Origin of the sequence: Allobosea sp., from assembly GCF_048595345.1 — a bacterium.
Lineage (GTDB): Bacteria > Pseudomonadota > Alphaproteobacteria > Rhizobiales > Beijerinckiaceae > Allobosea.
Genome location: NZ_JBMDWH010000147.1, coordinates 1 through 22730, shown reverse-complemented (window position 1 = coordinate 22730; position 22730 = coordinate 1). Strand labels below are relative to the sequence as shown.

The 22730-nt window shown below is 67.5% G+C and carries 24 protein-coding genes, 1 tRNA gene and 1 pseudogene; 13 read left to right on the top strand and 13 right to left on the bottom strand.

Translation table 11 applies throughout. The features are described 5' to 3' along the window. Nucleotides 1–329: MerR family transcriptional regulator (locus ACOJTB_RS13960; RefSeq protein WP_465248407.1), on the top strand; the 329-nt coding region annotated here is incomplete at its 5' end. A 245-nt stretch (nt 330–574) separates the two neighbouring features. Further along, on the top strand, nt 575–892 hold the full coding sequence (sugE, locus tag ACOJTB_RS13955) for a quaternary ammonium compound efflux SMR transporter SugE (RefSeq protein ID WP_420103132.1): 318 nt from the start codon (nt 575–577) through the stop codon (nt 890–892). 7 nt (nt 893–899) lie between these two features. Here sugE and ACOJTB_RS13950 read toward each other — a convergent pair whose 3' ends face one another. Next, complete coding sequence (locus ACOJTB_RS13950) at nt 900–1070, bottom strand: hypothetical protein (protein ID WP_420103131.1); 171 nt, start codon at nt 1068–1070, stop codon at nt 900–902. Between the two features lie 95 nt (nt 1071–1165). Beyond that, nucleotides 1166–2098 carry a LysR family transcriptional regulator gene (locus ACOJTB_RS13945; protein ID WP_420103130.1) on the bottom strand — a complete coding sequence of 311 codons (933 nt, stop codon included), beginning with the start codon at nt 2096–2098 and terminating at the stop codon, nt 1166–1168. Nucleotides 2099–2281: 183 nt separating this feature from the next. On the opposite strand from ACOJTB_RS13945, the gene ACOJTB_RS13940 reads away from it, so the two are divergent. From ACOJTB_RS13940 to ACOJTB_RS13930, 3 genes are all read left to right on the top strand, one after another. Beyond that, a complete protein-coding gene (locus tag ACOJTB_RS13940; protein WP_420103129.1) occupies nt 2282–3214 on the top strand; it encodes a ring-cleaving dioxygenase in 933 nt (310 codons plus the stop codon). Between the two features lie 72 nt (nt 3215–3286). Then, nucleotides 3287–3904 (top strand): alpha/beta hydrolase, encoded by a 618-nt coding sequence (locus tag ACOJTB_RS13935; protein ID WP_420103128.1) that lies wholly within the window; start codon nt 3287–3289, stop codon nt 3902–3904. A gap of 126 nt (nt 3905–4030) precedes the next feature. Further along, a tRNA-Pro gene (locus ACOJTB_RS13930) sits at nt 4031–4108 on the top strand. A 46-nt stretch (nt 4109–4154) separates the two neighbouring features. Here ACOJTB_RS13930 and ACOJTB_RS13925 read toward each other — a convergent pair. Next, nucleotides 4155–5408: an O-antigen ligase family protein gene (locus ACOJTB_RS13925; RefSeq protein WP_420103127.1), complete on the bottom strand. Its 1254-nt coding sequence runs from the start codon at nt 5406–5408 to the stop codon at nt 4155–4157. After that, on the bottom strand, nt 5405–6955 hold the full coding sequence (locus tag ACOJTB_RS13920) for an undecaprenyl-phosphate glucose phosphotransferase (RefSeq protein WP_420103126.1): 1551 nt from the start codon (nt 6953–6955) through the stop codon (nt 5405–5407). The genes ACOJTB_RS13925 and ACOJTB_RS13920 overlap by 4 nt, the downstream gene beginning before the upstream one ends. A 512-nt stretch (nt 6956–7467) precedes the next feature. Here ACOJTB_RS13920 and ACOJTB_RS13915 point away from each other — a divergent pair. After that, complete coding sequence (locus ACOJTB_RS13915; RefSeq protein WP_420103125.1) at nt 7468–7902, top strand: DMT family transporter; 435 nt, start codon at nt 7468–7470, stop codon at nt 7900–7902. Continuing rightward, nucleotides 7899–8234 carry an SMR family transporter gene (locus tag ACOJTB_RS13910; RefSeq protein ID WP_420103124.1) on the top strand — a complete coding sequence of 112 codons (336 nt, stop codon included), beginning with the start codon at nt 7899–7901 and terminating at the stop codon, nt 8232–8234. Before ACOJTB_RS13915 ends, ACOJTB_RS13910 begins: the two co-directional genes overlap by 4 nt. Here ACOJTB_RS13910 and ACOJTB_RS13905 read toward each other — a convergent pair. After that, nucleotides 8221–9393, bottom strand: a complete 1173-nt coding sequence (locus ACOJTB_RS13905; protein ID WP_420103123.1) for a glycosyltransferase family 4 protein — start codon at nt 9391–9393, stop codon at nt 8221–8223. The genes ACOJTB_RS13910 and ACOJTB_RS13905 overlap by 14 nt on opposite strands. A gap of 73 nt (nt 9394–9466) precedes the next feature. Then, nucleotides 9467–10027 carry a polysaccharide biosynthesis/export family protein gene (locus ACOJTB_RS13900; RefSeq protein WP_420103122.1) on the bottom strand — a complete coding sequence of 187 codons (561 nt, stop codon included), beginning with the start codon at nt 10025–10027 and terminating at the stop codon, nt 9467–9469. Nucleotides 10028–10204: 177 nt separating this feature from the next. Between ACOJTB_RS13900 and ACOJTB_RS13895 the strand changes: the two genes are divergently transcribed. Continuing rightward, the gene (locus tag ACOJTB_RS13895) at nt 10205–12364 is read left to right on the top strand and encodes a GumC family protein (RefSeq protein WP_420103121.1); all 2160 of its coding nucleotides are present in this window, start codon (nt 10205–10207) and stop codon (nt 12362–12364) included. A 3-nt stretch (nt 12365–12367) separates the two neighbouring features. Here the strand turns inward: ACOJTB_RS13895 and ACOJTB_RS13890 are convergent, their stop codons facing one another. Continuing rightward, nucleotides 12368–13597: a GNAT family N-acetyltransferase gene (locus ACOJTB_RS13890; protein ID WP_420103120.1), complete on the bottom strand. Its 1230-nt coding sequence runs from the start codon at nt 13595–13597 to the stop codon at nt 12368–12370. A 131-nt stretch (nt 13598–13728) separates the two neighbouring features. Between ACOJTB_RS13890 and ACOJTB_RS13885 the strand changes: the two genes are divergently transcribed. After that, nucleotides 13729–14781 carry a polysaccharide deacetylase family protein gene (locus ACOJTB_RS13885; protein ID WP_420103119.1) on the top strand — a complete coding sequence of 351 codons (1053 nt, stop codon included), beginning with the start codon at nt 13729–13731 and terminating at the stop codon, nt 14779–14781. A gap of 9 nt (nt 14782–14790) precedes the next feature. Here ACOJTB_RS13885 and ACOJTB_RS13880 read toward each other — a convergent pair whose 3' ends face one another. Continuing rightward, on the bottom strand, nt 14791–15000 hold the full coding sequence (locus ACOJTB_RS13880; RefSeq protein WP_420103118.1) for a DUF2842 domain-containing protein: 210 nt from the start codon (nt 14998–15000) through the stop codon (nt 14791–14793). 142 nt (nt 15001–15142) lie between these two features. On the opposite strand from ACOJTB_RS13880, the gene ACOJTB_RS13875 reads away from it, so the two are divergent. Both ACOJTB_RS13875 and ACOJTB_RS13870 read left to right on the top strand, forming a co-directional pair. Next, nucleotides 15143–16234 carry a COX15/CtaA family protein gene (locus tag ACOJTB_RS13875; RefSeq protein WP_420103117.1) on the top strand — a complete coding sequence of 364 codons (1092 nt, stop codon included), beginning with the start codon at nt 15143–15145 and terminating at the stop codon, nt 16232–16234. 40 nt (nt 16235–16274) lie between these two features. After that, the gene (locus ACOJTB_RS13870; protein WP_420103116.1) at nt 16275–16826 is read left to right on the top strand and encodes a chlorite dismutase family protein; all 552 of its coding nucleotides are present in this window, start codon (nt 16275–16277) and stop codon (nt 16824–16826) included. Here ACOJTB_RS13870 and ACOJTB_RS13865 read toward each other — a convergent pair. The 4 genes from ACOJTB_RS13865 to ACOJTB_RS13850 form a co-directional block, all read right to left on the bottom strand. Beyond that, the gene (locus tag ACOJTB_RS13865) at nt 16811–18088 is read right to left on the bottom strand and encodes an O-acetylhomoserine aminocarboxypropyltransferase (RefSeq protein WP_420103115.1); all 1278 of its coding nucleotides are present in this window, start codon (nt 18086–18088) and stop codon (nt 16811–16813) included. The genes ACOJTB_RS13870 and ACOJTB_RS13865 overlap by 16 nt on opposite strands. A 69-nt stretch (nt 18089–18157) precedes the next feature. Further along, nucleotides 18158–19381 (bottom strand): FAD-dependent oxidoreductase, encoded by a 1224-nt coding sequence (locus ACOJTB_RS13860; protein ID WP_420103114.1) that lies wholly within the window; start codon nt 19379–19381, stop codon nt 18158–18160. 171 nt (nt 19382–19552) lie between these two features. Then, nucleotides 19553–20080, bottom strand: coding sequence for a CoA-binding protein (locus ACOJTB_RS13855; protein WP_420103113.1), 528 nt, complete (start codon nt 20078–20080; stop codon nt 19553–19555). 206 nt (nt 20081–20286) lie between these two features. Then, the gene (locus ACOJTB_RS13850; protein ID WP_420103112.1) at nt 20287–21096 is read right to left on the bottom strand and encodes an enoyl-CoA hydratase; all 810 of its coding nucleotides are present in this window, start codon (nt 21094–21096) and stop codon (nt 20287–20289) included. 91 nt (nt 21097–21187) lie between these two features. On the opposite strand from ACOJTB_RS13850, the gene ACOJTB_RS13845 reads away from it, so the two are divergent. Next, complete coding sequence (locus ACOJTB_RS13845) at nt 21188–21625, top strand: PaaI family thioesterase (protein ID WP_420103111.1); 438 nt, start codon at nt 21188–21190, stop codon at nt 21623–21625. A 5-nt stretch (nt 21626–21630) separates the two neighbouring features. On the opposite strand, the gene ACOJTB_RS13840 is transcribed toward ACOJTB_RS13845, so the two are convergent. Then, nucleotides 21631–22404, bottom strand: coding sequence for a substrate-binding domain-containing protein (locus ACOJTB_RS13840; RefSeq protein WP_420103110.1), 774 nt, complete (start codon nt 22402–22404; stop codon nt 21631–21633). 227 nt (nt 22405–22631) lie between these two features. Between ACOJTB_RS13840 and ACOJTB_RS13835 the strand changes: the two are divergent. After that, nucleotides 22632–22730 (top strand): annotated as a pseudogene (locus ACOJTB_RS13835) (50S ribosomal protein L13); the annotation flags it as partial.

Here is a 22730-nt window from a genome sequence, read left to right as displayed (position 1 = left end):
ACGATGTCGCCCTGCTCAAGGGCATCCGCCGCCTGCTCTACGGCGAAGGCTACACGATCAAGGGTCTTCAGCGCATCCTGAAGGAACAGGGGCCTCGCCACGTCCAGGCGATCGGCCGCGGCGGGCCGATCGGCGCGATGGCGCAGGCTCCGGGCGCACCGGGCACCGAGGCGAACGGCGCGCCGGATGGCGGCTGGACGGCGCCGAGGCCGTCCGTGCCCGAAGGGCTCGATGATGTCAGTGTCCTCACCGCCGTGATGCGCGAACTCGGCGAATGCCGCCTCATCCTCGAACGGGCGCTGAAGCCCGCCGAGGAAGAGCCGGCCTGAGGCGCGGGTTTAGATCAGGGCCGGCTGCCACATCGGCATCCTGCGCTTGTCCGTTAGGCCTGCGCGCCGGTTGGCTGATCCTTCGCTTCGCCCGGCGCGCTCGGCATCGGGTGGCTTGCGAAAACGCGATTCCCCTTTTTGAAGCGATGCTCTAGACCAGCGGCGGGAACGACCCCGGCGGCATGAGCGCTCTCCGTGCCGAGCAGACATGCGGGACGGCCCGCGCCAATCGCAGGAGCGCCGTCATGGCCTGGTTCTATCTCGTCGTCGCTGGCCTGTTCGAGGTCGCCTGGGCGATCGGCCTGAAATACACGCAGGGCTTTACCAGGCTCTGGCCGACCGTGTTCACGGTCACCAGCATGGTGGTGAGCGTCGGCCTGCTCGGGCTCGCGCTGAAATCGCTGCCGGTCGGGACGGGCTATGCGATCTGGACGGGCATCGGCACGGTCGGCACCGCGGTGCTCGGCATCGTCCTGCTGAACGAGCCTGCCAATGCGCTGCGTCTGGCCTGCATCGGTCTCATCGTGGCCGGCATCATCGGGCTCAAGCTGGCCTCGGCCTGAGGCTGCTTCAGCGGCGGCGCAGTTCCTCGGGCCAATAGCCGCCTTGTTCCAGCACGACGATGAGCAGGATCACGGCGAGCGTCACCACCACCGTCACCAGCTTGGCGTTCCACGGAACGCCGCGTCCGATCAGCCAGATGAGACTGAGCCCGATGATGGCGGGGACAATGATCTCCATGCCGGAGACCTTAAACCCTGCCGGTCGAGCTTGAAAGCGCCCCGGCCGTTCGGGCCCCGGCCGAGGGGCCGCTCTTTCCTGGCGCCCGCGTGCCCTCAATCGGCGGCGGTGGCTGAGATGCGCTGGCCTTCGATCTGCGGCTTCACCCTGCCCAGTTCCGTCGCCATGAAATCCATGAACAGCCGCACGCGCGGCGTGTGCCGCAGATCCGGATGGGTGAGCAGCCACAGATCGGCGGAAAGCTGCTGCGCCGGCGGCGCCAGCCTGGTGAGCCCCGGCCGGACATCGGCGATGAAGCAGGGCAGGAAACCGATGCCGATCCCCGCTTCCACTGCTTCCGCCAGCCCCAGCACCGTATTGAGCTTGTAGACGACGCGCTCGGGCGCGACATGGCGCGCGATGTAGCGCACCGCGCTCATCATGGTGAACTGCTCGCCCAGCGACACCCAGGGGCGCTCCCACAGCGCATCCTCATCGAGGGGTAGCGTCCCTGCGAAATCGGCTGCGCGGCCATAGAGCGCCCAGGCAATGCGCGCCGGCTTGCGCCCCACCAGTGTCTCGGGTGGATTGTCGGTGGCCCGGATCGCGACATCGGCGTCGCGCTTGGAGAGATTGGCAGCCCGGTTGCCGACGAGCACATCGAGCCGGATATCCGGGCATTGTCCCAGGAACTTGGCGAAAAGCGGCGTCAGCAGATCGACCAGCAGCGTGTCGTTGGTGGCGACGCGCAATTCGCCGGCCGGCTTGATCTCCTGCCCCGCCAGCTTGCGGGTGAAGGCGGTGATGTCCTCGTCCACCCGCCCTGCGAGCTGCACCATCTCCTCGCCTGCGGGCGTGGCGACATAGCCGCTGCGATGCCGCTCGAACAATTTGACCCCGAGCGCTTCCTCGATCTGGCCGAGGCGACGGAACACGGTGGAGTGGTTGATGCCGAGCGCCTGCGCCGCCGCCGGCAAGGCCCGCTCCTCGGCGATCGCCTTGATGAGCTTGAAATCGTCCCAGGCCAGAGCCTTGGCGGCAGGGGTCATGGCGGCATCCGTTCCGGCGCAAACGACGCGGCAGCAGCCGCCGCGACTTGGCGCATTGTGCGCCCCGGGATGTTCCATTGCAACCATGCAATGAAATGCCTCTGGTTCTTTGCGCTCTATGGCACGATCTTGCCGTCAACGACGCAGCGCCCTGACGGCGCCGCCCCCGAGACGGAGGACATCATGCAGATCAACGGCCTTCACCACGTCACCGCCATTTCCGGCCCCGCCCGCCGCAATCTCGATTTCTACGGCAGGGTCCTGGGCCTGCGCCTCGTCAAGAAGACGGTGAATTTCGACGATCCCGGCACCTACCACCTCTATTACGGCGATGCGGATGCGGCCCCGGGTTCGATCCTGACCTTCTTCCCCTGGGACAATGCCGCCCCGGGTCGGCTCGGCATCGGCGAGACGCAGGAGACGGTGTTCCGCGTGCCGGAGGGGTCGATCGGCTTCTGGACGCAGCGCTTCATCGAGCAGGGCGTGCCCCATGAGGCGCCGGCGAGGCGCTTCGGTGAAAGCGTGCTGAGCTTCCGCGATCCGGACGGCATGCGGCTGGCTCTGGTCGGCGTGCCCGGCGTCGAGAGCGAGCCCTATTGGACGGAGGGCGGTATCGACGCCGAGAACGCGATCCGCGGCTTCCACAGCGTCAGCCTGCTGCTGGCCGATGCGGCGCCGACCGGAGCGATCCTCACCGACGTCTTCGGCTTTGCAGAAGCAGGGCGCGAGAACACCCTGATCCGCTACAAGGTGGACGGGGTCGCCGTGGGTGGCATCGTCGATCTTCGGGTCGCGGGCGGCTTCCTGCCGGCACGCCAGGGCGCCGGCTCGGTGCATCACATCGCCTTCCGCGCCGCCGACGACGCGGCTCAAGAGGGCATGGTGCGGCGGCTGGCAGAGAACCACGGCATCCGCACCACGGAACAGCGCGACCGGAACTATTTCCGCTCGGTCTACTTCCGCGAGCCCGGCCATGTCCTGTTCGAGATCGCGACCGATGTCCCCGGCTTCGCCGTGGACGAGCCGGCTGCCGATCTCGGCAAGGCGCTGAAGCTGCCGCCGCAATACGAGGCGCATCGCAAGGAGATCGAGGCGGTGCTTCCCGCGCTCGACTGAAACAACTGTTCGAGGCCGCCCTGTCGCTTTCGAGGGCAGGGCGGCCCCTCCGCTTCCAAAGGGAGACAGCCGATGACCACCACCGCCACCAACTTCGTCCATGTCTTCGAGCGCGGCAGCGATCCCGATCGGCCGCCGCTCCTTCTGCTGCACGGCACGGGCGGGGACGAGCATGACCTCGTGCCCCTCGGCCGTGCCGTCGCGCCGGGGGCGAGCGTGCTCTCGCCGCGCGGCAAGGTGCTGGAGGGCGCGGCCCCGCGCTTCTTCCGCCGTCTGGCCGAAGGCGTTTTCGACGAGGCCGACCTCACCGCCCGCACGCATGAGCTGGCGGATTTCATCGGGGAAGCGCGCGCACGCTACGGCCAGCCTTCCCCGATTGCGCTCGGCTTCTCGAACGGCGCCAACATCGCCGCGAGCCTGCTGCTGCTGAGGCCTGAGGTCCTGGCCGGCGCGGCCCTGCTGCGGGCCATGCCGCCGTTTCGCGATCCGCCGCGGGTCGATCTGACCGGCAAACCGGTGCTGCTGCTCTCGGGGCTGATGGACCCGATCATGCCTGCGGCCGCGTCGACGCGCCTGGCCGAAACCTTTGCCGCTGCGGGCGCGGAGGTGCGGCATCAGGCGCTGCCGGCCGGGCATGGGCTGACTCAGGCCGATATCGGCCAGCTGTCGCAGTGGCTCGCTCGACGCTGACGCAGGGCCGGCCGCCTCCGGGCGCCGGCCTCCAAGTCCGGAGCCGGAGCGATCTCGTGCCGGCTCCACAGAAGATGCATGAAGCGCATTGCATCCCGGCCGGCCCGCCACTATAAGCCGGTCCGTCGGAGCGTAGCGCAGCCCGGTTAGCGCACTTGTCTGGGGGACAAGGGGTCGGAGGTTCGAATCCTCTCGCTCCGACCATTCTTTCCATCGTTTTGGCTGGTTTGACGCCGGGTCGATCGCCCGGTCAGGTGCTGCGCACGCTCGGCGTTCGGGGCAGGGCACCGCCGTCGGGCAGTGCCGCGAGGCCCCAGATCAGGCCGAGCATGACATAAAGATGCCGCCAGTGGTCGGTGTCGATCTGCATGCCTTGCAGGATCGTGACGAACAGCACCGACCAGATCGCGATCGCTTCCATGCGCAGCGGAAAGCGGCGGAAGACCAGCCGCCAGCCGACATAGAGCGTCGCCGCGGTCAGGGCGAGCCACGCGAATCCGCCGAGCCAGCCATAGGACGCGAACCCGTTCACATAGACGTTGTGCGGATCTTCCGGGAAGAGGAAGCGGAAGCGCAGCGGCCCGAAACCGTTGGGTGCGTCCAGAAGCAAGGGCAGTGAGCGCAGCTGACTGCCGAAGCGGCCGGTGACGCCGAGATCATAGCTCTGTTCCAGCGAGGCCCGGATCTCGAACACCGAGCGGATCGACTCGAAGGATAGCGCGACGAGCAACGCCGCCGCCGCGAGCACGCTCGCCAGGATCGAGAGGCCGACGATCCGGGCGCGCTGCCCGACGCTGGGTGAGGCCAGATAGGTCAGCGCCGCCATCAGCACCACCGAGGCGACGAGATGGCCCCAGGCGCCGCGCGAGAAGGTGAGGAACAGGCCCATCAGCGGCACGCTCATCACCAAGAGGCCGCGCGCCATGCTGCTGCGGCCGATCAGCATCCGCTGCAGGGTGAAGATCACCGGCAGCACCAGGAAGGGCCCGAGCACATTGGGGTCCTTGAAGGTGCCCGAAGCGCGGCTGGCGTAGCTGAAGACGTCGCCGAGGCCCGATACGTCGAAATAGCCGAGAATGCCGGCGATCGCCGCATACCAGGCCGCGAAGGTCCAGCCGCGCCGCAGCGTCTCGATCCGCCCGCCCGCATCCTCGGCCATGATGGCCGCCAGCACGATGGCGTTGAGCATCAGATAGACCGACACGGCCGTAAAGCGCACGGATGGTGCCTCGTCCATCCAGGGGATCAGCGAAAACACCCCGCCCAGATTGTAGAGCAGCAGCAGGATGATCAGCGGCAGCAGCTTCTGCGACAGCTTGATGCCGGTGAGCAGGAAGGCGAACACCACCAGCAGGAAGACGAATTCATAGGGCGAGGGCTCGACCAGCACGAAGCCGCCGGCCGCGCCGAGCAGCCACAGCGCGCCGCGCTGGATCGAGGCATAGGCGATGAACGGCCCGCGCCGGGCCGGGGCAGTGCTGCCGGTCTCGGCGATCGCGCTCAATAGGCGTTCTCGGATTTGGTCAGCAGCGAGAAGGGCGTCTTCAGCAGGATGTAGACGTCCAGCAGCACCGACCAGTTCTCGATGTAGTAGAGATCGTGCTCGACGCGACGCTGGATCTTGTCGTCCGTGTCGGTCTCGCCGCGCCAGCCATGCACCTGCGCCCAGCCGGTGATGCCCGGCTTGACCTTATGGCGGGCGAAATAGCCGTCCACCACCTGCTCATAGGCGCGGCTCGCGGTCGAGGCATGGATCGCGTGCGGGCGCGGGCCGACCAGCGACAGATCGCCCTTGAACACCACGTTCAGGAGCTGCGGCAGCTCGTCGAGCGAGGTCTTGCGGATGAAGCGGCCCACGCGGGTGACGCGCGGATCACCCCTCGTGACCTGCTTGGCTGCGCTGTGGTCGGTCATCTCGTGATAGAGCGAGCGGAATTTGAGGACGTCGATCGTCTCGTTGTTGAAGCCGTAGCGCTTCTGCCGGAACAGGACCGGCCCGCGCGAATCGAGCTTCACGGCGATAGCGACCGCCAGCATCACCGGCGAGAGCGCGATCAGCGCCAGCGTCCCGACGATCTTGTCGAACAGCCATTTGACCACGACGTCCCAATCGGCGATCGGGCGGTCGAACACGTCGAGCACCGGCACGGCGCCGAAATAGGAATAGGAGCGCGGGCGGAAGCGCAGTTTCGACATATGCGCCGAGAGACGGATGTCGATCGGCAGCACCCAGAGCTTGCGCAGCATCCCAAGCAGCCGCGCCTCGGCCGAGATCGGGAGGGTGAAGATCACCAGGTCGAGCTTGGTGCGGCGCGCGAATTCGACCAGATCGTCGATGGTGCCGAGCTTGGGATAGCCCGCGACGAGGTCCGGCGAGCGGTCGTCGCCGCGATCGTCGAACACCCCGCAGATGCGCAGGCCGGTGTCGTTCTGTGCTTCGAGCGCCTTGATCAGGGCGATCCCGGCCTCGCCGCCGCCGACGATGGCGGTGCGCCTTTCCAGCCGGCCCGAGCGCGTCAGCCGCAGCACGATCCGGTTCGCCAAGAAGCGCTCGCCCAGCAAAGCGAGGCCGCCGCCGACATAGAAACCCAGCAGCCAGACGCGCGAGACGGTATCGCCGATCTTCAGGAAGAAGAAGACGGCGATGGCGACCATGAACAGCGTCGTCCAACCGCTCAGCAGCCGCATCGCGGTGCCGACATAGTTGCGCAGCGAGCCGACCACGTAGAGCCGCAGCATCTGGAAGAGCGCGAGTGCGCCGATCGCCAGCGCGCCCACCGTGATCTGGTAGGGCAGCAGCGAGGCCACGTTGCCGGCGGCATAGGCCGCGAAGACGAGGGCGCCCACCGCGCAGATCGTTACCGCATCGGCCAGCCGCACCAGCCCTTCGATCATCACTGGCGACAGCGTCGGCTTGACCGGAATCGCGGCAATGCGCTCGGCGAGCGGGTGGAAGCGATGCGTGCGCGGCTCCGACCCGCCGCCGAAACTGGTCGGCGATGCGGCGGCGGCATCCGCCTTCAACATGTCGCGGACGTCGAAAGCAGCCATGACCTCATGTCCTCAACCCGGCCGGCGGCGCTCTCGACGACGCTGGCCCGAGCAGGGGTCTAGCTCAAATTGCTCTCGGAACGTTTAACCGGAAGGCTCGCTGTCTCGGCTGATTCGCGTGGTTCAAACGGCCCCCGGCAAGATTTTTTCGCGCCGTAAAACCGCGCTTCGAAAATCCTGAAATTGTCCTGTCCCGCCAGTGCGTTGCGCAAGGAAAACCAAGTCGGTTTTCCGACTCTGTTTTCCGTAAGTGACTGTTTTAAAAGACCATTGAGAGTTGACAGAATGGGACCGAGGGCGCATATCCATTCGCGATGAGTGTCTGAGAAGCACATTTTGAGCGCAGGTCCTTCGCCCTTGCAGGGCGTTGCCATCCTTCGCGGTGCCGATCGCCGAAGCAACGCTGCGGCGACCTTTCAAATCAGAGTTCATCGTCAGATCATCTTCAAGGATTGCTAGGCTGTCCCTGCGTCGCGTCGCGACGTTCAGCGCCGGCTCCGCCCGTGTGCAACATGTCTTTTCACTGGTTCTTTCTGCTCGCGGCCGTGGCCGTCGAGATCATTGCGACCGCCGCTCTCAAATCGGTCGTATCATCCTCCTGGCTCGTCGCCCTTCTGCCCCTGCTGCTGATCGGCGTGTCCTTCGCGCTCGTCAGCGTCGCCCTGCGTGTCATCCCGATGGCCGTCGCCTATGCGGTCTGGGAGGGCATCGGCATCGTCGGCATCGCCCTGATCGGCCATGTCCTGTTCGGTGAGCATCTGACGCTGGGCCGCATCCTCGCTCTGGCCGCGATCGTCGGCGGTATCCTGCTGATCGAGGCCGGCATCGGGGACGGGGAGGCCGAGCGCCCGCGCGAAGGGGGCGCCCGCCGCGAGCCTTCCGCAGGCAAGCTCGCCAGCGGCCTCCCGCGCGCCAGCGCTCCCAAGCTCGAGGGGAGGCTGGTGTGACCGCTTTCCTCGTTCAGGCAGCGCCTTATCTCTGGCTCCTGCTCGCCGTTCTGCTGGAGCTTGCCGGCACCTATATGCTCAAGCTGTCGAACGGTTTGGCCCATCGCGGGCGCGGCCTTGCCGGCATCCTGCTCGTCATGGCCGCCTTTGGAGCTCTGGCGCAGGCCATCAAGGGGATGGACCTGTCGGTGGCCTATGCGGTCTGGGGCGGGGTCGGCCTTGTCGCCACCGCGATCATCGGTGCGCTCGCCTTCGGCCAGCGCATCGCGCCCTCCGGCTGGGTGGGTATCACCATGGTGCTCGCCGGCGTGCTCGGCCTCAAGCTGATGTAACTGCGGACCGTCCGGTCCGCCGGGCTGCGAGCGCGTCGCGATAGGCGCTGACGACGCCGTCGATCATCGTGTCCAGCCGGAAGGTCTGGCGCACGGTCTCGGCCAGATCGGCGGCCTCGTCCTGCCGGTCCTGAACGGGCCGGGCCAGCATGGCGCGGATGGCGCCGGCCAGCGCCGGGACATCGTCGGGCGGGATCATGCGATGGCGATGACGCGGGCCGAAGATCTCGCCGATCCCCCCGACATGGGTGGCGATCAGCGGCTGTGCCGCGGCCGCCGCCTCCAGAATGACATAGGGCAGGGATTCGGCGCGGGACGGAATGACCATGACCCGCGTCTGTTCCAGCGCCTGGCGGATCGGCCCGGGCGGCGCGAAGACGCATTGCTCGGCCACGCCCTGCGCGACCGTCATCGCCTTGAGCTGGGCCTCGTCCGGACCCGAGCCGACGATGAGGATGCGCGGGGTCACCCCCTCCCGCCGCAACGCCGCGAGCGCCAGGATCAGGGTATCGACGCCCTTCGCCGCGCGGAGTTCACCGAGATAGAGCAGGTCGAACGCTGCCTGCGAATGATCGACCGGCTCGAACTCGGCTGGCGAAATTCCGTTGAGAACCACGCGATGGGCCGTCCGGGGCAGGTGCCCGATATAGGCCTCGAAGCGCCCGGCGATGAAGCGGCTCTCGAAGAGGAACATGTCGGTCGCGCGCTCCAGCAGACGCTCCACCCCCATATAGAGCCGGTGCTGCGCGCTGCCGGGCTTGTAGTTGAAGCTGCCGCCATGGGGCGTATAGGCGGTGACATAGCGCCGGCCGGGATCGAACAAGGCCGGAAGGCGCCCGTAGACGCCGCCTTTCGAGCCGTGGCAGTGGACCACATCCGGCTGCAGCCGGCCCCGCAGCGCATTCGCCTCGCGCAGGGCTGCGAAGTCGGTCGCGCTCGGATAGCGCGACATCGGCACGCGGGTGATTCCGAGGCTCAGGATTTCGGAGAGCTCCCCGAAGACCGCATCGGCCCGTGCGCCGCCCGTGGTGGCATCGCAGAAGATGCCGACTTCATGGCCGCGCTCGGCCTGGCCGCGCGCGACGTCGAGCACATGCCTGAACAGCCCGCCGAGAGGGGCGCGGAAGACGTGCAGGATCCTCAGCGGCGGCTCGTTCAACGATGCGTTCCCGATCTGCGATGATGCGCCTCGTCTCGCGCCGCCGCCAGCGGCAAAGCGCGGCCGGGCCCGTTCAGAACCAGCGTTCCTTGATGACGATCGTGTCGCCCGGCTGCACCGGATAGGTGATCGGCACGTTCGCGGTGACGAGCTGCCCGTTGATCTGGCGCGTCAGCTCGGCCGAATCGCGGCGCCCGCGTGGCGTGAAGCCGCCCGCGATGGCGACAGCCGTCTGCACCGTCATGCCGTTCACGAAGGGGAACTGGCCGGAGGTCGTGACCTCGCCGAGCACGAAGAAGGGCCGGTAGGTGTCGACATCGACCGAGACCTTCGGCTCGCGCAGATAACCCGCGCGCAGCTTGGCCTCGATCGCCTGGGCGAGCTGCTGCGTCGTGCGCCCGCGCGCCTCGACGGTGTCGATGAGCGGCATCGAGATCCGGCCCGAGCCGTCCACCGCATAGATATTAGAGAGATTGTCCTGTCCGAACACGATGATGCGCAGCTTGTCGCCGCTGGATAGCCTGTAGGGCCCCGCCGGCTGGGCCAGCGCATAGTCCGACGCCGCATATTGCGGCGCGCAGGCGCCGGCCGGCAGGCCGGCGGCGAGAGCGAAGAGGACATGGCGGCGATTCATCACTGGCGCGACCCGAGCGGAATGTGATCCGAGCGTTAGGTCGATATGGTTAACAAAGGCTTCCGCGCATTTGGCTCGTCCCGCTGCGGGGGCTTAACGCGACGATAACCTTAACACCCTCCAATGCATCGGCGCGCTGCCGTGGCGCGTGGGCGTTTTGCGTTGAACGGGTGAGCCATGACCGCTGCAGTCGGGATCGAGGCGCGTGACGGCGGCGAGGGGCGGGGCGATATGCTTGATCTCTCGGCGCTCTGGCGCGCCGTCAAACGCCGCAAGCTCTGGATCCTGGGCCCGACGCTCGCCGCGCTGGTGCTTTCCCTGGTCGCCGTCAATCTGGTGACGCCGCGCTATACCGGCGAGACGCGCATCCTGCTGGAAAGCCGCAGCGGCTTCTATGCCCTGCCGGGGCAGGGGGGCGACTCCGCCCAGTTCGATCCCGAAGCGGTGCAGAGCCAGGTTCAGGTCATCATGTCGCGCGATCTCGCCCGTGAGGCGATCAAGCGCATCGGACTCGTCGGCAATCCGGAATTCGACTCGGGCGCCGGCGCGCTCAGCGCCCTGCGCAAGATTGCGGTGCTCGTCGGCCTCGGCACCCATCCGGCCGATCGGTCGCCGGAGGATCGTGTCCTCGAGAAATATTTCGATCGGCTGCTGGTCTATCCCGTCGGGCGCTCTCGCATCGTCGCCATCGAGTTCACCTCCCGCGACCCCGCGCTGGCGGCCAAGGCGGCGAACACCATCGCGGAGACCTATCTCGAGTTTCAGGAGGGGGCCAAGCAGGACAATGCCCGCAGCGCTTCCGCCTGGCTCTCCAGCACCATCGAGCCGCTGCGCAAGCGCGTCGCCGAAGCCGATGCCAAGGTCGAGGCCTTCCGCTCCGCCAACGGTCTCTTTGCCGGCCCCAACAACAACACGCTGAGCGGCCAGCAGTTGACGGACCTCTCCGCCCAGCTCTCGCAGGCGCGCAGCCAGCAGGCGGAAGCGCAGGCCAAGGCGGGTCTCATCCGCGATGCGATCAAGCAGGGCCGCACCTTCGAGATTCCCGATGTCGCCAATAACGAGCTGGTCCGCCGGCTGATCGAACAGCGCGTCACCCTGCGCGCCCAGATCGCGGCGGAATCGCGCAGTCTCCTGCCGGGCCATCCGCGCATCAAGGAGCTCAACGCCCAGCTCGCCGATCTCGAGGGCCAGCTGCGCGCTGCCGCCGAGCGCACCGTCCGCACGCTGGAGAACGAGGCGAAGATCGCCGGCCAGCGGGTCGAGAGCTTCGAGGCGGCGCTGGACGGCCAGAAGAAGAGCGTCTCCAGCTCCAATGGCAGCGAGGTTCAGCTGCGCGCCCTGGAGCGCGACGCCCGCACGCTGCGCGAGCAGCTGGAGCAGTACATGCAGCGCTACCGCGAGGCATCGGCGCGCGACACGCTCAACGCCGCCCCGGCCGATGCCCGCATCGTTTCGCGCGCCATCGAGCCGACCGAGCCTTCCTTCCCCAAGAAGCTGCCCGTCGTGCTGGTGGCGACGCTCGCCACCTTCCTGATCGCGCTGGCCACCGTCGTGACCCGCGAATTGCTGAACGGGCGCGGCGAGGCTCCCGCCCCGGGCCCGCGCTGGGTGCCGGTCGGTCCCTCGGACGGAGAGGCGCCGGACCCGTCGCGCGACCGTTCCGCGCCCGAGCAGTCGCGCCGCGACCGTGTGGCCGGCCTGCTCACCCATACCGGCCGGCTCGGGCAGATCAGGCTCGATCTCGACAGACCGGAGATCACCCTGGCCGAGATCGCCGAGCGGACCCTGGAGCCGGCCCGCGGAATGGCGCCGACCGCGCTGGTGCTCGATGCCGCCGGTGCCGGCTTCGCCACGCCCGGCGATCTCGCCGAACTCCTGGCCCAGCGCTGCCGCTGCATCCTGCTCGATCTGGCGGGAGACGATGCGCATGGCGAACCGGGCTTCTCCGAACTCCTGGCCGGCGAGGCGCTGTTCTCGGACATCATCATGCGCCCCACCGGCTCGCGCCTGCACACCATCGGCCCCGGCCGCGCCGGCCGTGAGGCGGTCTTCGCCGCGACGGATCTGGTCGATGCCGCGCTCGACGCGCTGGCGGAAACCTATGACTGGGTGCTGATCGGCGCCGCTTCCAACGACGATCCGGCGATGCTGGAGGAGGTGGCGCGCCGGGTCCAGGGCGCGCTGGTGATGGGCGGCAGCGCCGGCAACGGCCATGCGCTGGAGGCGGCCTATCGCCTGAGCGAACTCACCGCCGCACCGGTCTCGATCATCCTCGACGCCGAGCGAGAGGCCGTGCGCCCCGTGCCGAAGACGGACGAGGAGGCGGTCGAGGCCTGATCCCTACTCGGCCTCAAGCGCCGCCGGCCTGCGTCGCAGCAGACCGGAGACGCGCTGGGCGAGCCTCAGTGCGCGCGGCGAGGCCTTGATCCGGCGCTTCAGCTCGCGCTTGGCCGCCGCTAAGCGCACGAACAGGCGCCCCTTCAGTGTCAACGGCAGAAAGCTGTCCACCAGCGCATCGCGCTCGTCGCAGAAGCTCGTCTTGTAGCGGGCTTCGCCGACGCCGAGGTCGAAGCTGGTATAGCCCTCGTCGCATTTGCGCCGGATCAGCTCGGCCAGGAGCAATTCGCCCGGGCTGGTCTTCACCGCCGAGCTGGTCATGTCGAAGGCCGTCGCCATGCCCGAAAAGCGCTGGCCCTGGACAGCCCCGACATAGGTCGCGATGCAGCGCCCTTCGAGCTCCAGCCCATAGACTTCCAGCGCGGCGCGCCCGTCCGGGCCGGGCAGGGCGCCTTCGATGAGGAATCGTCTCACCGCCGGATCGGCGAAGGGATCGGGCAAGCCCATGCCCCGGAACCGCTCCGCCTTCTGGCCGAGAAAGGCATCGACGAGCGCCGCGATCTCCGCCGGATCATGGGCGCGGTGGACGGAGGATGCGCCCTGTTCCGAGAAGCGCACCCGCTTGTTCTTGAGCTTCTTGCGGGCATGGCTGCTCATCGAGCGGCGCAAAGTCGCCTCGCCGTCGCCGGGGATCAGGGCGAGCTTGTAGGCCGCGCTCGGGCTCGGCGAGGCGGGAATGAGCGCGGCCGGGTTGGGCAGGGCCTCCCAACTCACCGGCTGGTTGACGAAGACCAGCGCGTCGAGCCCGCCGATGGCGGCGCCGATCTCGCCCAGCATGCGCCGAGCCAAGTGCGCGTCGCAGCGGGCGGCAAAATCGCGCGCATACAGGCCCATATGATAATTGGCGTGCTTGCCCCCGATGAACTCGGCGAAGCGAACGCCGCTGCGGCGGGTGATCACCAGCGGCAGGATGGCGCAGACGGCGCCGGAGGCATCGCGCAGCACCGCATAGCGCAACACCTGTCGCTCCGCCTTGCCGATGGTCCGTGCATAGGCGTCGACCCAGCCATGGGACTGATAGGGCGTGACGAGCCCATGCGCTTCCAGCGCCCGCCATGTCTCCGCGAGGCCCGCAATGTCGGTCTCGATGGCGATGGAGCGCCAGGGCAGGCCCGCCGCCGGGGTCGAAGGCTGGAGCGAGCCGGCATCGAGGGATCGGGCGGCGGCCTGCACGGTTCTGGGCGCCTCTTGCGCGTGGACGACAGCCTCCCTTAACCCCGCATTGTGAACGGACCGGCCATGATCCATGCGGCCGGCCGCGCATTTCGTCGACAGCGTTAGCGGCCGGTTTCACGGATGGGTCCATGGACACGCGTCACAAGGCCATCGCGGCCGCTTTCCGCCTGATGGCCGCGACCGGAGCCGATCGCTGGAGCAGGGGCTTCGCTCAAGGGGCGGGCGTGATCCTGACGCTCCACCATGTCCGTCCGGCCGCTCCGCGCGCCTTCGCGCCCAACGCGCTGCTGGAGATCACGCCCGAATTTCTGGATGTCGCGCTGCGACTGATCCGAAGCGAGGGCCATGATCTCGTCTCGCTCGACGAGGCGCTGGATCACCTGAGCCGTCCCAAGCGCGGCCGCTTCTTCGTCGCGCTGACCTTCGACGACGGCTACCGCGACAATGTCGAGCAGGCCTGGCCGGTGCTGGCGAAGCATGGCGCGCCCTGGACGATGTTCGTGACGCCCGGCTTCGCCGACCGCACGGCACGACTCTGGTGGCTGGAGCTGGAAGAGGCGATCCGCGCGCTGCCACGCATCGAACTCGACTTGCCCGATGGCCGCTTCGCCATGCCGTCCGTGACCGACGCCGAGAAGGCACGGGCCTTCCGCAAGCTCTACTGGCGTCTGCGCAAAGGGCCGGAAGCGATTCTGCTCGCGGCGATTTCCGATCTGGCGACGAGAGCCGGAATCGACCCCGCCGCCTTGGTCGAGCGCGAATGCCTGCCCTGGGAGACACTGCGGGCTCTCGTCGGCGCACCCGGCGTCACCATCGGGGCGCATACGATGACCCATCCGATGCTGGCCAAGCACGACGAGGCTTTCGCCCGCGGCGAGATCGCTGACAGCAGGGCGCGGCTCGAAGCCGAGCTGGCCGTTCCGATCCGGCACTTCGCCTATCCGGTCGGCGATCCGACCTCGGCCGGCCCACGCGAATTCGCTCAGACGAAGGAGGCCGGTTTCGCGAGCGCGGTCACGACCCGCCCGGGCCATCTCTGGCCGGGTCACGCCGCGCATCCTCACGCCTTGCCGCGGATTTCCCTGAATGGCCTGCACCAGAATGAAGCAGCCCTGCGAATGCTGCTATCGGGGCTGCCCTTCTGGTTGCGCAACGGAGGGCGGCGGCTGGACATCGGTTGAGCGCGTCGCTCAGGCCTCGTCCTTGCGCTCCATCCACTTGATCAGCGGCAGGAGCGGCAGCACCCAGGCGAGGCCCAGCACGACATAAACCACCGTCTGCACCAGCTTCGGCGCCTCCGTGACGCGGCCTTGCGCCAGCGCCATCGCCACCAGCGCATAGACGCAGACGAAGATCAGGATCGCGAAGGTGCCGACCAGCTTGCGGCTGCGCTGCGTCATGGCTGTATCCGGTGCTCCACCAAGGTCCGATCCCGATCCGCCGGCCTGTCGACGATCGAGGCTGCGGCAATGCGGGCATTGTCGGCGCCCGGTCGCTGGGACTATCTGTCACCTGCAGAGGCGCTTGTGAAGCGCTCATGCCGTGACCGAAGGCCCATCTCCCGTGACGATCGCCGCAGAAAGACCCCGATCCATCATTTTGCAGGGCGGCGCCCATGCCGGGATCCGGCGTTGGCTCTGGGCCGTGGCGGCGCTGGTGTTCCTGATGGTCGTGGTCGGCGGCGCGACGCGCCTCACAGGCTCCGGACTCTCCATCACCGAATGGAAGCCGATCACCGGCGCGCTGCCGCCGCTCTCAAGCTCGGCCTGGGCCGAAGAGTTCTCGAAATACCGGGCGAGCCCGCAATATCAGCTCCTCAACGAGGGGATGAGCCTCGGCGAATTCCAGTTCATCTATTGGTGGGAATGGGGCCACCGCCAGCTCGGTCGGTTCATCGGGCTGGTTTTCCTCGCCGGCTTCCTTGTCGTCGCCGTCCGGCGCCTGCTGCCCGCCCGGCAGACCGCGCTGCTCTTCGGCATGGGGCTGCTGCTCGGCCTGCAGGGCGCGATCGGCTGGATCATGGTCGCGTCGGGCCTGCAGCCCGGCATGGTCGCCGTCGCGCCGGTGAAGCTGACGCTGCATCTGACCTTCGCGGGGCTGTTTTTCGCCTCCGTCATCGCCTTCGCCACGGCGCTGACGCCGCAGCGGCGCGCCGAGCCGGCACGGGGCAGGGCGATGGCCTGGCTGCTGCTCGCGCTCGTCTTCGCGCAGATTGCGCTGGGCGGTCTGGTCGCGGGCTCGCGCGCGGGCTTCACCTTCAACACCTGGCCGCTGCTCGACGGCGCGCTGATCCCGCCCGCTTCGCAACTCTTCGCCCAGACGCCATTCTGGGAGAATTTCGTCGACAATGTCGCGCTGGTTCAGTTCAACCACCGCCTCGGCGCCTATCTGCTGCTGGCCGCCGCGCTCTGGCATCTCTGGCGCATGCGCGCCATCGCGCCCGGCTCCGGCAGCGCGAGACGAGCCGGCGCCATCGCCGGCCTCGTCCTCGCGCAATCGGCGCTCGGCATCGTCACGCTGCTCCTGGTCGTGCCGCTCTGGGCCGGCCTCGCGCATCAAGCGCTCGGCTTTACCGTGCTGGCGATGGCGGTGGTGAACGTCACGCGGGCCCATTCTGGCAGCCGGCTTGCATGAACGCAGCGGCGCGCCGCCGCGCGCCGGCTGGAGAGCACCGGTGACCCGCATCATCGCATTTTCGGGCGCAGAGTCGGGCGAGTGGCGTGTCCTCGCGAGCCACGCGCTCATCGGCGAGGGGCTGCCGCCTGTCGCCGCGATCGCCGTCACGGAAGAGGGGTCGGCGGCCGAACCGGCGACCTGGCGCCTGCGCGGCGCGATCAGCAACACGCGCTACGCGACGCGCGCCGAGATCACTGCCTTGCAGCTCGCCCCGGCCCCGTTGGCACGCCCTGAGGCGACGCTGGCGGTTCTGATCCCGATCCGCAAGTCGCAGTCCTGGTGGGAGCTGGCACAAGACGAGCGCCGTGCGATCTTCGAAGAAACATCGCACCACACCCGCATTGGGCTCGACTATCTGCCTGCCGTGGCGCGCCGGCTGCACCACAGCCGGGACCTCGGCGAGCCTTTCGACTTCCTGACCTGGTTCGAATTCGCACCCGAACACGCGGATGATTTCGACCGACTCACCGCGCGGCTGCGCGCCACGCGGGAATGGGACTATGTCGAGCGCGAGGTGGAGTTGCGGCTGGTGCGTCAGGCGAGCGCCTGATCCAGATCCGCGATCAGATCCTCGGCATCCTCCAGCCCGATCGAGAGCCGCACCACCTGCGGGCCGGCGCCGGCCTGAGTCTTCTGCTCGTCTGTGAGCTGGCGGTGGGTGGTCGAGGCCGGGTGGATCACCAGCGAGCGCGTATCGCCGATATTGGCCAGATGCGAGAACAGCTGGAGCTTGGAGACGAGCTTGACGCCGGCCTCATAGCCGCCCTTGAGGCCGAGGGTGAACACCGCACCCGCGCCCTTCGGCGAATAGCGCTTGGCGAGGTCGTGATATTTGTCGCCCGTGAGGCCCGGATAGCTCACCCACTCCACCGCCTCATGCTGGGACAGGTGCTGCGCGACCTTGAGCGCCGAGTCGCAATGGCGCTGCATGCGAAGCGGCAGCGTCTCGATGCCGGTGAGCAGCATGAAGGCGTTGAAGGGCGAGAGCGCGGGGCCCAGATCACGCAGTCCGAGCACGCGGGTGGCGATGGCGAAAGCGAAATTGCCGAAGGTCTCGCCCAGCACCATGCCGTTATATTCCGGCCGCGGCTTGGAGAGCATCGGATAGCGCTCATCCCCGGCCCATTTGAACGAGCCGCCGTCGACGATCAGCCCGCCGATGGAATTGCCGTGCCCCCCCAGGAATTTGGTGGCCGAATGCACGACGATGTCGGCGCCGTGCTCGAAGGGGCGGATGAGATAGGGCGAGGCCATCGTATTGTCGACGATGAGCGGGATGTTGTGCTGCTTGGCGATGGCGCTGATCGCAGCGATATCGGTGACGACGCCGCCCGGATTGGCGATGGACTCGATGAAGATCGCCTTGGTCTTCGGCGTCACCGCCTTGGCGAAGCCCTCGAGATCGTCGGAATCGGCCCAGATCACGTTCCAGCCGAAGCTCTTGTAGGAATGGTTGAACTGGTTGATCGAGCCGCCATAGAGCTTCTTGGCAGCGACGAACTCGTCGCCCGGCTGAAGCAGGGCGTGGAAGCTCAGGAACTCGGCCGCGTGGCCGGAGGCGACGGCGAGCGCGGCCGTGCCGCCCTCAAGCGCCGCGACACGCTCCTCCAGCACCGCATTGGTCGGGTTGCCGATGCGGGTATAGATATTGCCGAAAGCCTGGAGCCCGAACAGCGAGGCCGCATGATCGACATCGTCGAAGACGAAGGAGGTCGTCTGGTAGATCGGCGTGGCGCGTGCGCCCGTCGCCGCATCGGGAGCCGCGCCGGCATGGATGGCGAGGGTGTTGAATCCGGGCATCCGGTCGGTCATGGCGTGCTCCCTGATATCTTCTGACGAGACGATCCGTTCGTTTTAAAGAACGATCCTCGCAGCGTCAAATCAGGGACGCGCCGCCAGCTCCGGCCCGATATGCTCCGGCCGGAAGCCCATTCCGATCACCCGCGCCGGGACCCGTTGCAGAGCCGGGAGGTGCTTCAGCAGCCTGAGCAGGACAGGCGGCTCGGCCGGCCCCCGCCCGGACAGGATCGGGGTGATGGCGCGGTTCTGGATGGCGACCTGCAGCATCTGCGTCGCTTTGGTCGGAAACATCCGGCGTGTCTGCACGGCGGCGAGACCAGCGTCGGTGAGCTGTTTCTCGCGCAGCGGCCGCGCCAGCAGGTTCGCCGCCGCCACCGCGTCCTGAATGGCGAGATTCACCCCCACGCCGCCGATCGGCGACATCGCATGGGCGGCGTCGCCGATGCAGAGCAGGCCGGGCTGCCACCAGCGATCAAGCCGGTCGACCGCGACCGAGAGCAGCTTGAGATCGTCGAAGCTGGCCAGTTCGTCGAGGCGATCTGCGACGGCAGGCAGGAGGCTTCCCAGCCCGACCTTGAACGCTTCGAGACCCTCGCCTTTGAGCCGCTCCAAAGCGCCTTTCGGGATGATATAGGCGCATTGCCAGTAATCGCCCCGGTTGAGCATGATGGCGAACTGCCCGCTCCCGATCTGGCCGAAGGTCTGCGCCACATCGCCCGGCCGTCGCGAAAGCCGGAACCATAGAACGTCCATCGGGGCGCCGATCTCCTTGACCGCAAAGCCCCCCGCGGCGCGCAGCTCGGAACGGCGCCCATCGGCCGCGACGACGAGAGCGGCCCGGATCGACAGCGCCCCCTCTGCGGTTTCGGCCGTGACGCCGGTGACTTTGCTTCCTTCGCGGACGAGCCCCGTCGCCTCCGAACGCATCAGCAACCGGAAGCGCGGCAGCTTTCGTCCCTGATCCGCCAGGAAATCCAGGAAATCCCATTGCGGCATGAATGCGATGAAGGGCGCAGCGACCGGCAGATGGCTGAAATCGGCAATCGGAATCTCGGTGGCTCCGAAGCGGGCGACCGCATGCTGTTCCCGGTGATGAGGCAGCTTCAGGAAATCCCCCAGCAGGCCGAGCTCCTGCATCAGTTGCATTGTCGAGGGGTGGATGGTGTCGCCGCGGAAATCGCGCAGGAAATCGGCGTGCTTCTCCAGCACGACGACATCGACGCCGGCCCGCGCCAGCAGGAAGCCGAGCATCATGCCCGCCGGCCCGCCTCCGGCGATGCAGCAGGTGGTGGAGAGATCTGCCATGTCAGCCGCCTCCCTGAGCAATCTTCAGCGTGGTCCTCCCGGGCGCAGTGAAGCTGAGATCCGGCGTCCGTTCCGGAGCCTGTCCGGTGAGGGCTCAGGCATGGATCACGGATCGGCGCGGCTTGCGCCGATTGTCCCGGATGAGCTGGCGCTTCGCACCGGATAAATTTCTCACGTCCCCGGCCCGAAGATGGTCCGCTTCTGGAAGCCCTTTCCCAGCACCGGTTTCTTCGACGACAGAATGCGCGAATTGATGCCCTGCCAGCCGATCTCGCCCGAGAGCCGGCCATATTCGATCTTCGGGCAGCGGTTCATGATGACCGTGACGCCCTTCGCCTCGGCGCGCGCCGCCGCCTCGTCATTGCGCACTGAAAGCTGCATCCAGATCACCTTGGGCAGCGGGACCAGGGCCAGCGCCTCGTCGGTGATCGGCCCGGCCGCGTCCGAATTGCGGAAGATCTCGACCATGTCGATCGCGCCCGGAATATCCTTCAGCATGCCATAAACCGTCTTGCCGAGGATGGTCTGGCCGGCCAGTCCCGGATTGACCGGCACGACGTCGTATCCGCGCTCGATCAGGTATTTGGTGACGATCCAGCTCGGCCGCGCCTCGTTGGCGGAGGCGCCGACCAGCGCGATGCGCTTCACGGAGGTCATCACCTCGCGGATCAGGCTGTCGGGATAGGTGTCGTGGTTCATTTGGCGGTCCGCATAGGGAGGGCGCGGGGAACCCCTCTCCCAGAGGGAGAGGGGCAGGGGTGAGGGGAAGGCCGTTGGACGTTTTGAGCGCCACCTGCGCGCTGCTGCGGTGAGGCGGAGGCTTCGCCGGTCCAGGGGCAGACACCTCACCCCTGGCCCTCTCGTTACAGAAGAGGGGTACCCCGCGTCTGTCCGTCGATGGCGCGCTATCCCTCCCATACCGGCGCCCGCTTCTGAATGAAGGCGCCGATGCCCTCCTCGGCCTCGCGGGCCAGCATGTTCTCCACCATCACGGCAGAGGCGTGGTCATAGGCGCTCTTCAGGCCCATCTCGCGCTGCTCGTAGAAGGCGCGCTTGCCGACCTTGACCGTCGCCGGCGCTTTGGAGGCGATCACCGCGGCCAGCCGCTGCGCCTCCGCCAGCGCGCCATCGGCCGGCACGACGCGATTGACCAGCCCCATCCGCGCCGCTTCCGCAGCAGGCACCATCTCGCCCAGCAGCAGCATTTCCATCGCGTGCTTGGCGGAGAGGTTGCGCGAGAGCGCGACCATCGGCGTCGAGCAGAACAGCCCGATATGGACCCCCGGCGTGCAGAACTGCGCCTTCTCTCCGGCCACGGCGAGGTCGCAGCTCGCCACCAGCTGGCAGCCGGCCGCCGTCGCGGTGCCTTCGACGGCAGCGATCACCGGCTGCGGCAAAGCGGGGATCTGTTGCATCACCGCCGAGCAGAGGCCGAGAATCGCCTCGAAATAGGCGCGGCCCCGGTCCTCGTCCCCGCGATGGGCGGTCATCTCCTTCAGATCATGGCCTGCGCAGAATACCGGCCCTTCGGCGGCGAGCACTACGGCCTTCACCGTCCTGTCCTCGGCGATGGCGGAGAAATGCTCGCTCAGCGCCATCAGTGTCGCCTCGCTGAGGGGATTGCGCGTCTGTGGCCGGTTGAGCGTCAGCGTGGCGACGCCCTGCGCGTCGCTGCGGATCAGCGGGGCCGTATCAGGGCCGTGATGGGCGTTCATCGGCGTTCCTCTTATGCATTTTGGCTTATTGTCCGGGCCGTTCGCTCATGCTGCAAGAGGACAAGTTTCGCATCCGGCCATGGTTTCGTGCATGATGAACAGCGCCGCCACCCGCATGAGCGTCTCGCAGATCGACGCCTATCTCGACGAGGTGTTCCCGCAGCTGCATCACGGCGGGCGCACCTATGTCGTCGAGGCGGTCGGCCCGATGACGGCGCGGATGCGCTGCGATTATCACGAGCGGCATCTGCGCCCCGGCGGAACCCTCTCCGGCCCGACGATGATGACGCTGGCCGATGTCGCGCTCTATGTCGCGATCCTCGCGCAGATCGGTCCCGTCGCGTTGGCCGTGACCACCAATCTCAACGTCAATTTCCTGCGCAAGCCCGGCCAGGCGGCGCTGATCGGGGAGGCGAGGCTGTTGAAGCTCGGCAAGCGCCTCGCCGTCGGCGAGGTCGCGATCTATTCGCAGGGGGAGGCCGAAATGGTCTGCCATGCGACCGGGACCTATTCGATCCCGGCCGCCTGAATCGGTCACTTCAGCGGGATAGGGTCGAGCCCGGTCTTGCGGATGGTTTCGGCCGCGTCGGGGCCGCCGAGGCAGGCGATCAGCGCCTTTGCCGCCGCCGGCTCCTTGGCGTTGGCGGCGAGCCCGGCCGAGAAGATCGTCACGCGCTGCACCTCTTCCGGCAGCGTGCCGACGAAATCCAAGCCTGCGATCGGAACGAGCTCGCTGACCTGCTGGAAGCCCAGCTCGGCCTCGCCCCGCGCCACGATCGTGCCGACACGCTCGCTGAAGATCTTCTTCGATTTCGCCATCACCTGGCCGCTCGGATCGAGCTTGGGGAACAGCTCCTCGGAGAGATAGGTGCCGCTGGCGCTGGCCGAATAGGCGATCGACTTCGCTTCCATCAGCGTCTTCTTCAGGGCCTCGACGGTCGAGATGTCGGGCTTGGGTGCCCCGGCCTTGACCGAGAGCCCGATCGCCGAGCGGGCGAGGTCGGTGCGCGTGCCCGGCACGCCCTTGCCGTCCTGCACCAGTTTGTCGAAAGCGTCCCCGGCGAGAATGACGATATCGGCCGGCTCGCCCCGCGCCAGCCGGTTCGGGATGGCGTCCGGCGCCGCACCCATCGAGGCGCCATAGGCGCTGACGACCTTCTGGCCGATCTTGGCCTCGCAGGCCGGCACCAGTTCCTTATAGGCTGCGGTGAAGCCGCCTGAGCTGATCACGTTGACCTCTGCGAGAGCAGGCGCCGCGAGGCCGAGAGAGAGCCACGCTGCTGCGACGATGGTTTTTGTCGTTGTCATGGTTGTTTCCTCCGCCCTCGATGGTGTGGCCTTATCCGGGAAGGCGCAAGGGCAAATAGCGGTATTATGATACCGTTTCGGCTAGCTCGCTGAAATTCATCGTTTTTCGGTGTCCGGCAGGTCATCGTATCGCTTGACAACCGGGCGCCGTGCCCCTATCCCCACGCCACACCGCCGCCGGGCTCCCCGGCGGCTTGTCCTTTTTTACGCAACCGAAGGGTGCCGCGATGAAGACCGTCTCGCTCAAGCCCGCCGATGTCGAAAAGAAGTGGGTTGTGATCGACGCCTCCGGGCTCGTCGTCGGCCGTCTCGCCTCCGTGGTGGCG

Excerpts from the sequence above, each read along its gene's own strand:
- sugE (WP_420103132.1), top strand. The coding sequence starts at position 575 with ATGGCCTGGTTCTATCTCGTCGTCGCTGGCCTGTTCGAGGTCGCCTGG.
- ACOJTB_RS13950 (WP_420103131.1), bottom strand. The coding sequence starts at position 1,070 with ATGGAGATCATTGTCCCCGCCATCATCGGGCTCAGTCTCATCTGGCTG.
- ACOJTB_RS13945 (WP_420103130.1), bottom strand. The coding sequence starts at position 2,098 with ATGACCCCTGCCGCCAAGGCTCTGGCCTGGGACGATTTCAAGCTCATC.
- ACOJTB_RS13940 (WP_420103129.1), top strand. The coding sequence starts at position 2,282 with ATGCAGATCAACGGCCTTCACCACGTCACCGCCATTTCCGGCCCCGCC.
- ACOJTB_RS13935 (WP_420103128.1), top strand. The coding sequence starts at position 3,287 with ATGACCACCACCGCCACCAACTTCGTCCATGTCTTCGAGCGCGGCAGC.
- ACOJTB_RS13920 (WP_420103126.1), bottom strand. The coding sequence starts at position 6,955 with ATGGCTGCTTTCGACGTCCGCGACATGTTGAAGGCGGATGCCGCCGCC.
- ACOJTB_RS13915 (WP_420103125.1), top strand. The coding sequence starts at position 7,468 with ATGTCTTTTCACTGGTTCTTTCTGCTCGCGGCCGTGGCCGTCGAGATC.
- ACOJTB_RS13900 (WP_420103122.1), bottom strand. The coding sequence starts at position 10,027 with ATGAATCGCCGCCATGTCCTCTTCGCTCTCGCCGCCGGCCTGCCGGCC.
- ACOJTB_RS13895 (WP_420103121.1), top strand. The coding sequence starts at position 10,205 with ATGACCGCTGCAGTCGGGATCGAGGCGCGTGACGGCGGCGAGGGGCGG.
- ACOJTB_RS13885 (WP_420103119.1), top strand. The coding sequence starts at position 13,729 with ATGGACACGCGTCACAAGGCCATCGCGGCCGCTTTCCGCCTGATGGCC.
- ACOJTB_RS13880 (WP_420103118.1), bottom strand. The coding sequence starts at position 15,000 with ATGACGCAGCGCAGCCGCAAGCTGGTCGGCACCTTCGCGATCCTGATC.
- ACOJTB_RS13865 (WP_420103115.1), bottom strand. The coding sequence starts at position 18,088 with ATGACCGACCGGATGCCCGGATTCAACACCCTCGCCATCCATGCCGGC.
- ACOJTB_RS13860 (WP_420103114.1), bottom strand. The coding sequence starts at position 19,381 with ATGGCAGATCTCTCCACCACCTGCTGCATCGCCGGAGGCGGGCCGGCG.
- ACOJTB_RS13855 (WP_420103113.1), bottom strand. The coding sequence starts at position 20,080 with ATGAACCACGACACCTATCCCGACAGCCTGATCCGCGAGGTGATGACC.
- ACOJTB_RS13850 (WP_420103112.1), bottom strand. The coding sequence starts at position 21,096 with ATGAACGCCCATCACGGCCCTGATACGGCCCCGCTGATCCGCAGCGAC.
- ACOJTB_RS13845 (WP_420103111.1), top strand. The coding sequence starts at position 21,188 with ATGATGAACAGCGCCGCCACCCGCATGAGCGTCTCGCAGATCGACGCC.
- ACOJTB_RS13840 (WP_420103110.1), bottom strand. The coding sequence starts at position 22,404 with ATGACAACGACAAAAACCATCGTCGCAGCAGCGTGGCTCTCTCTCGGC.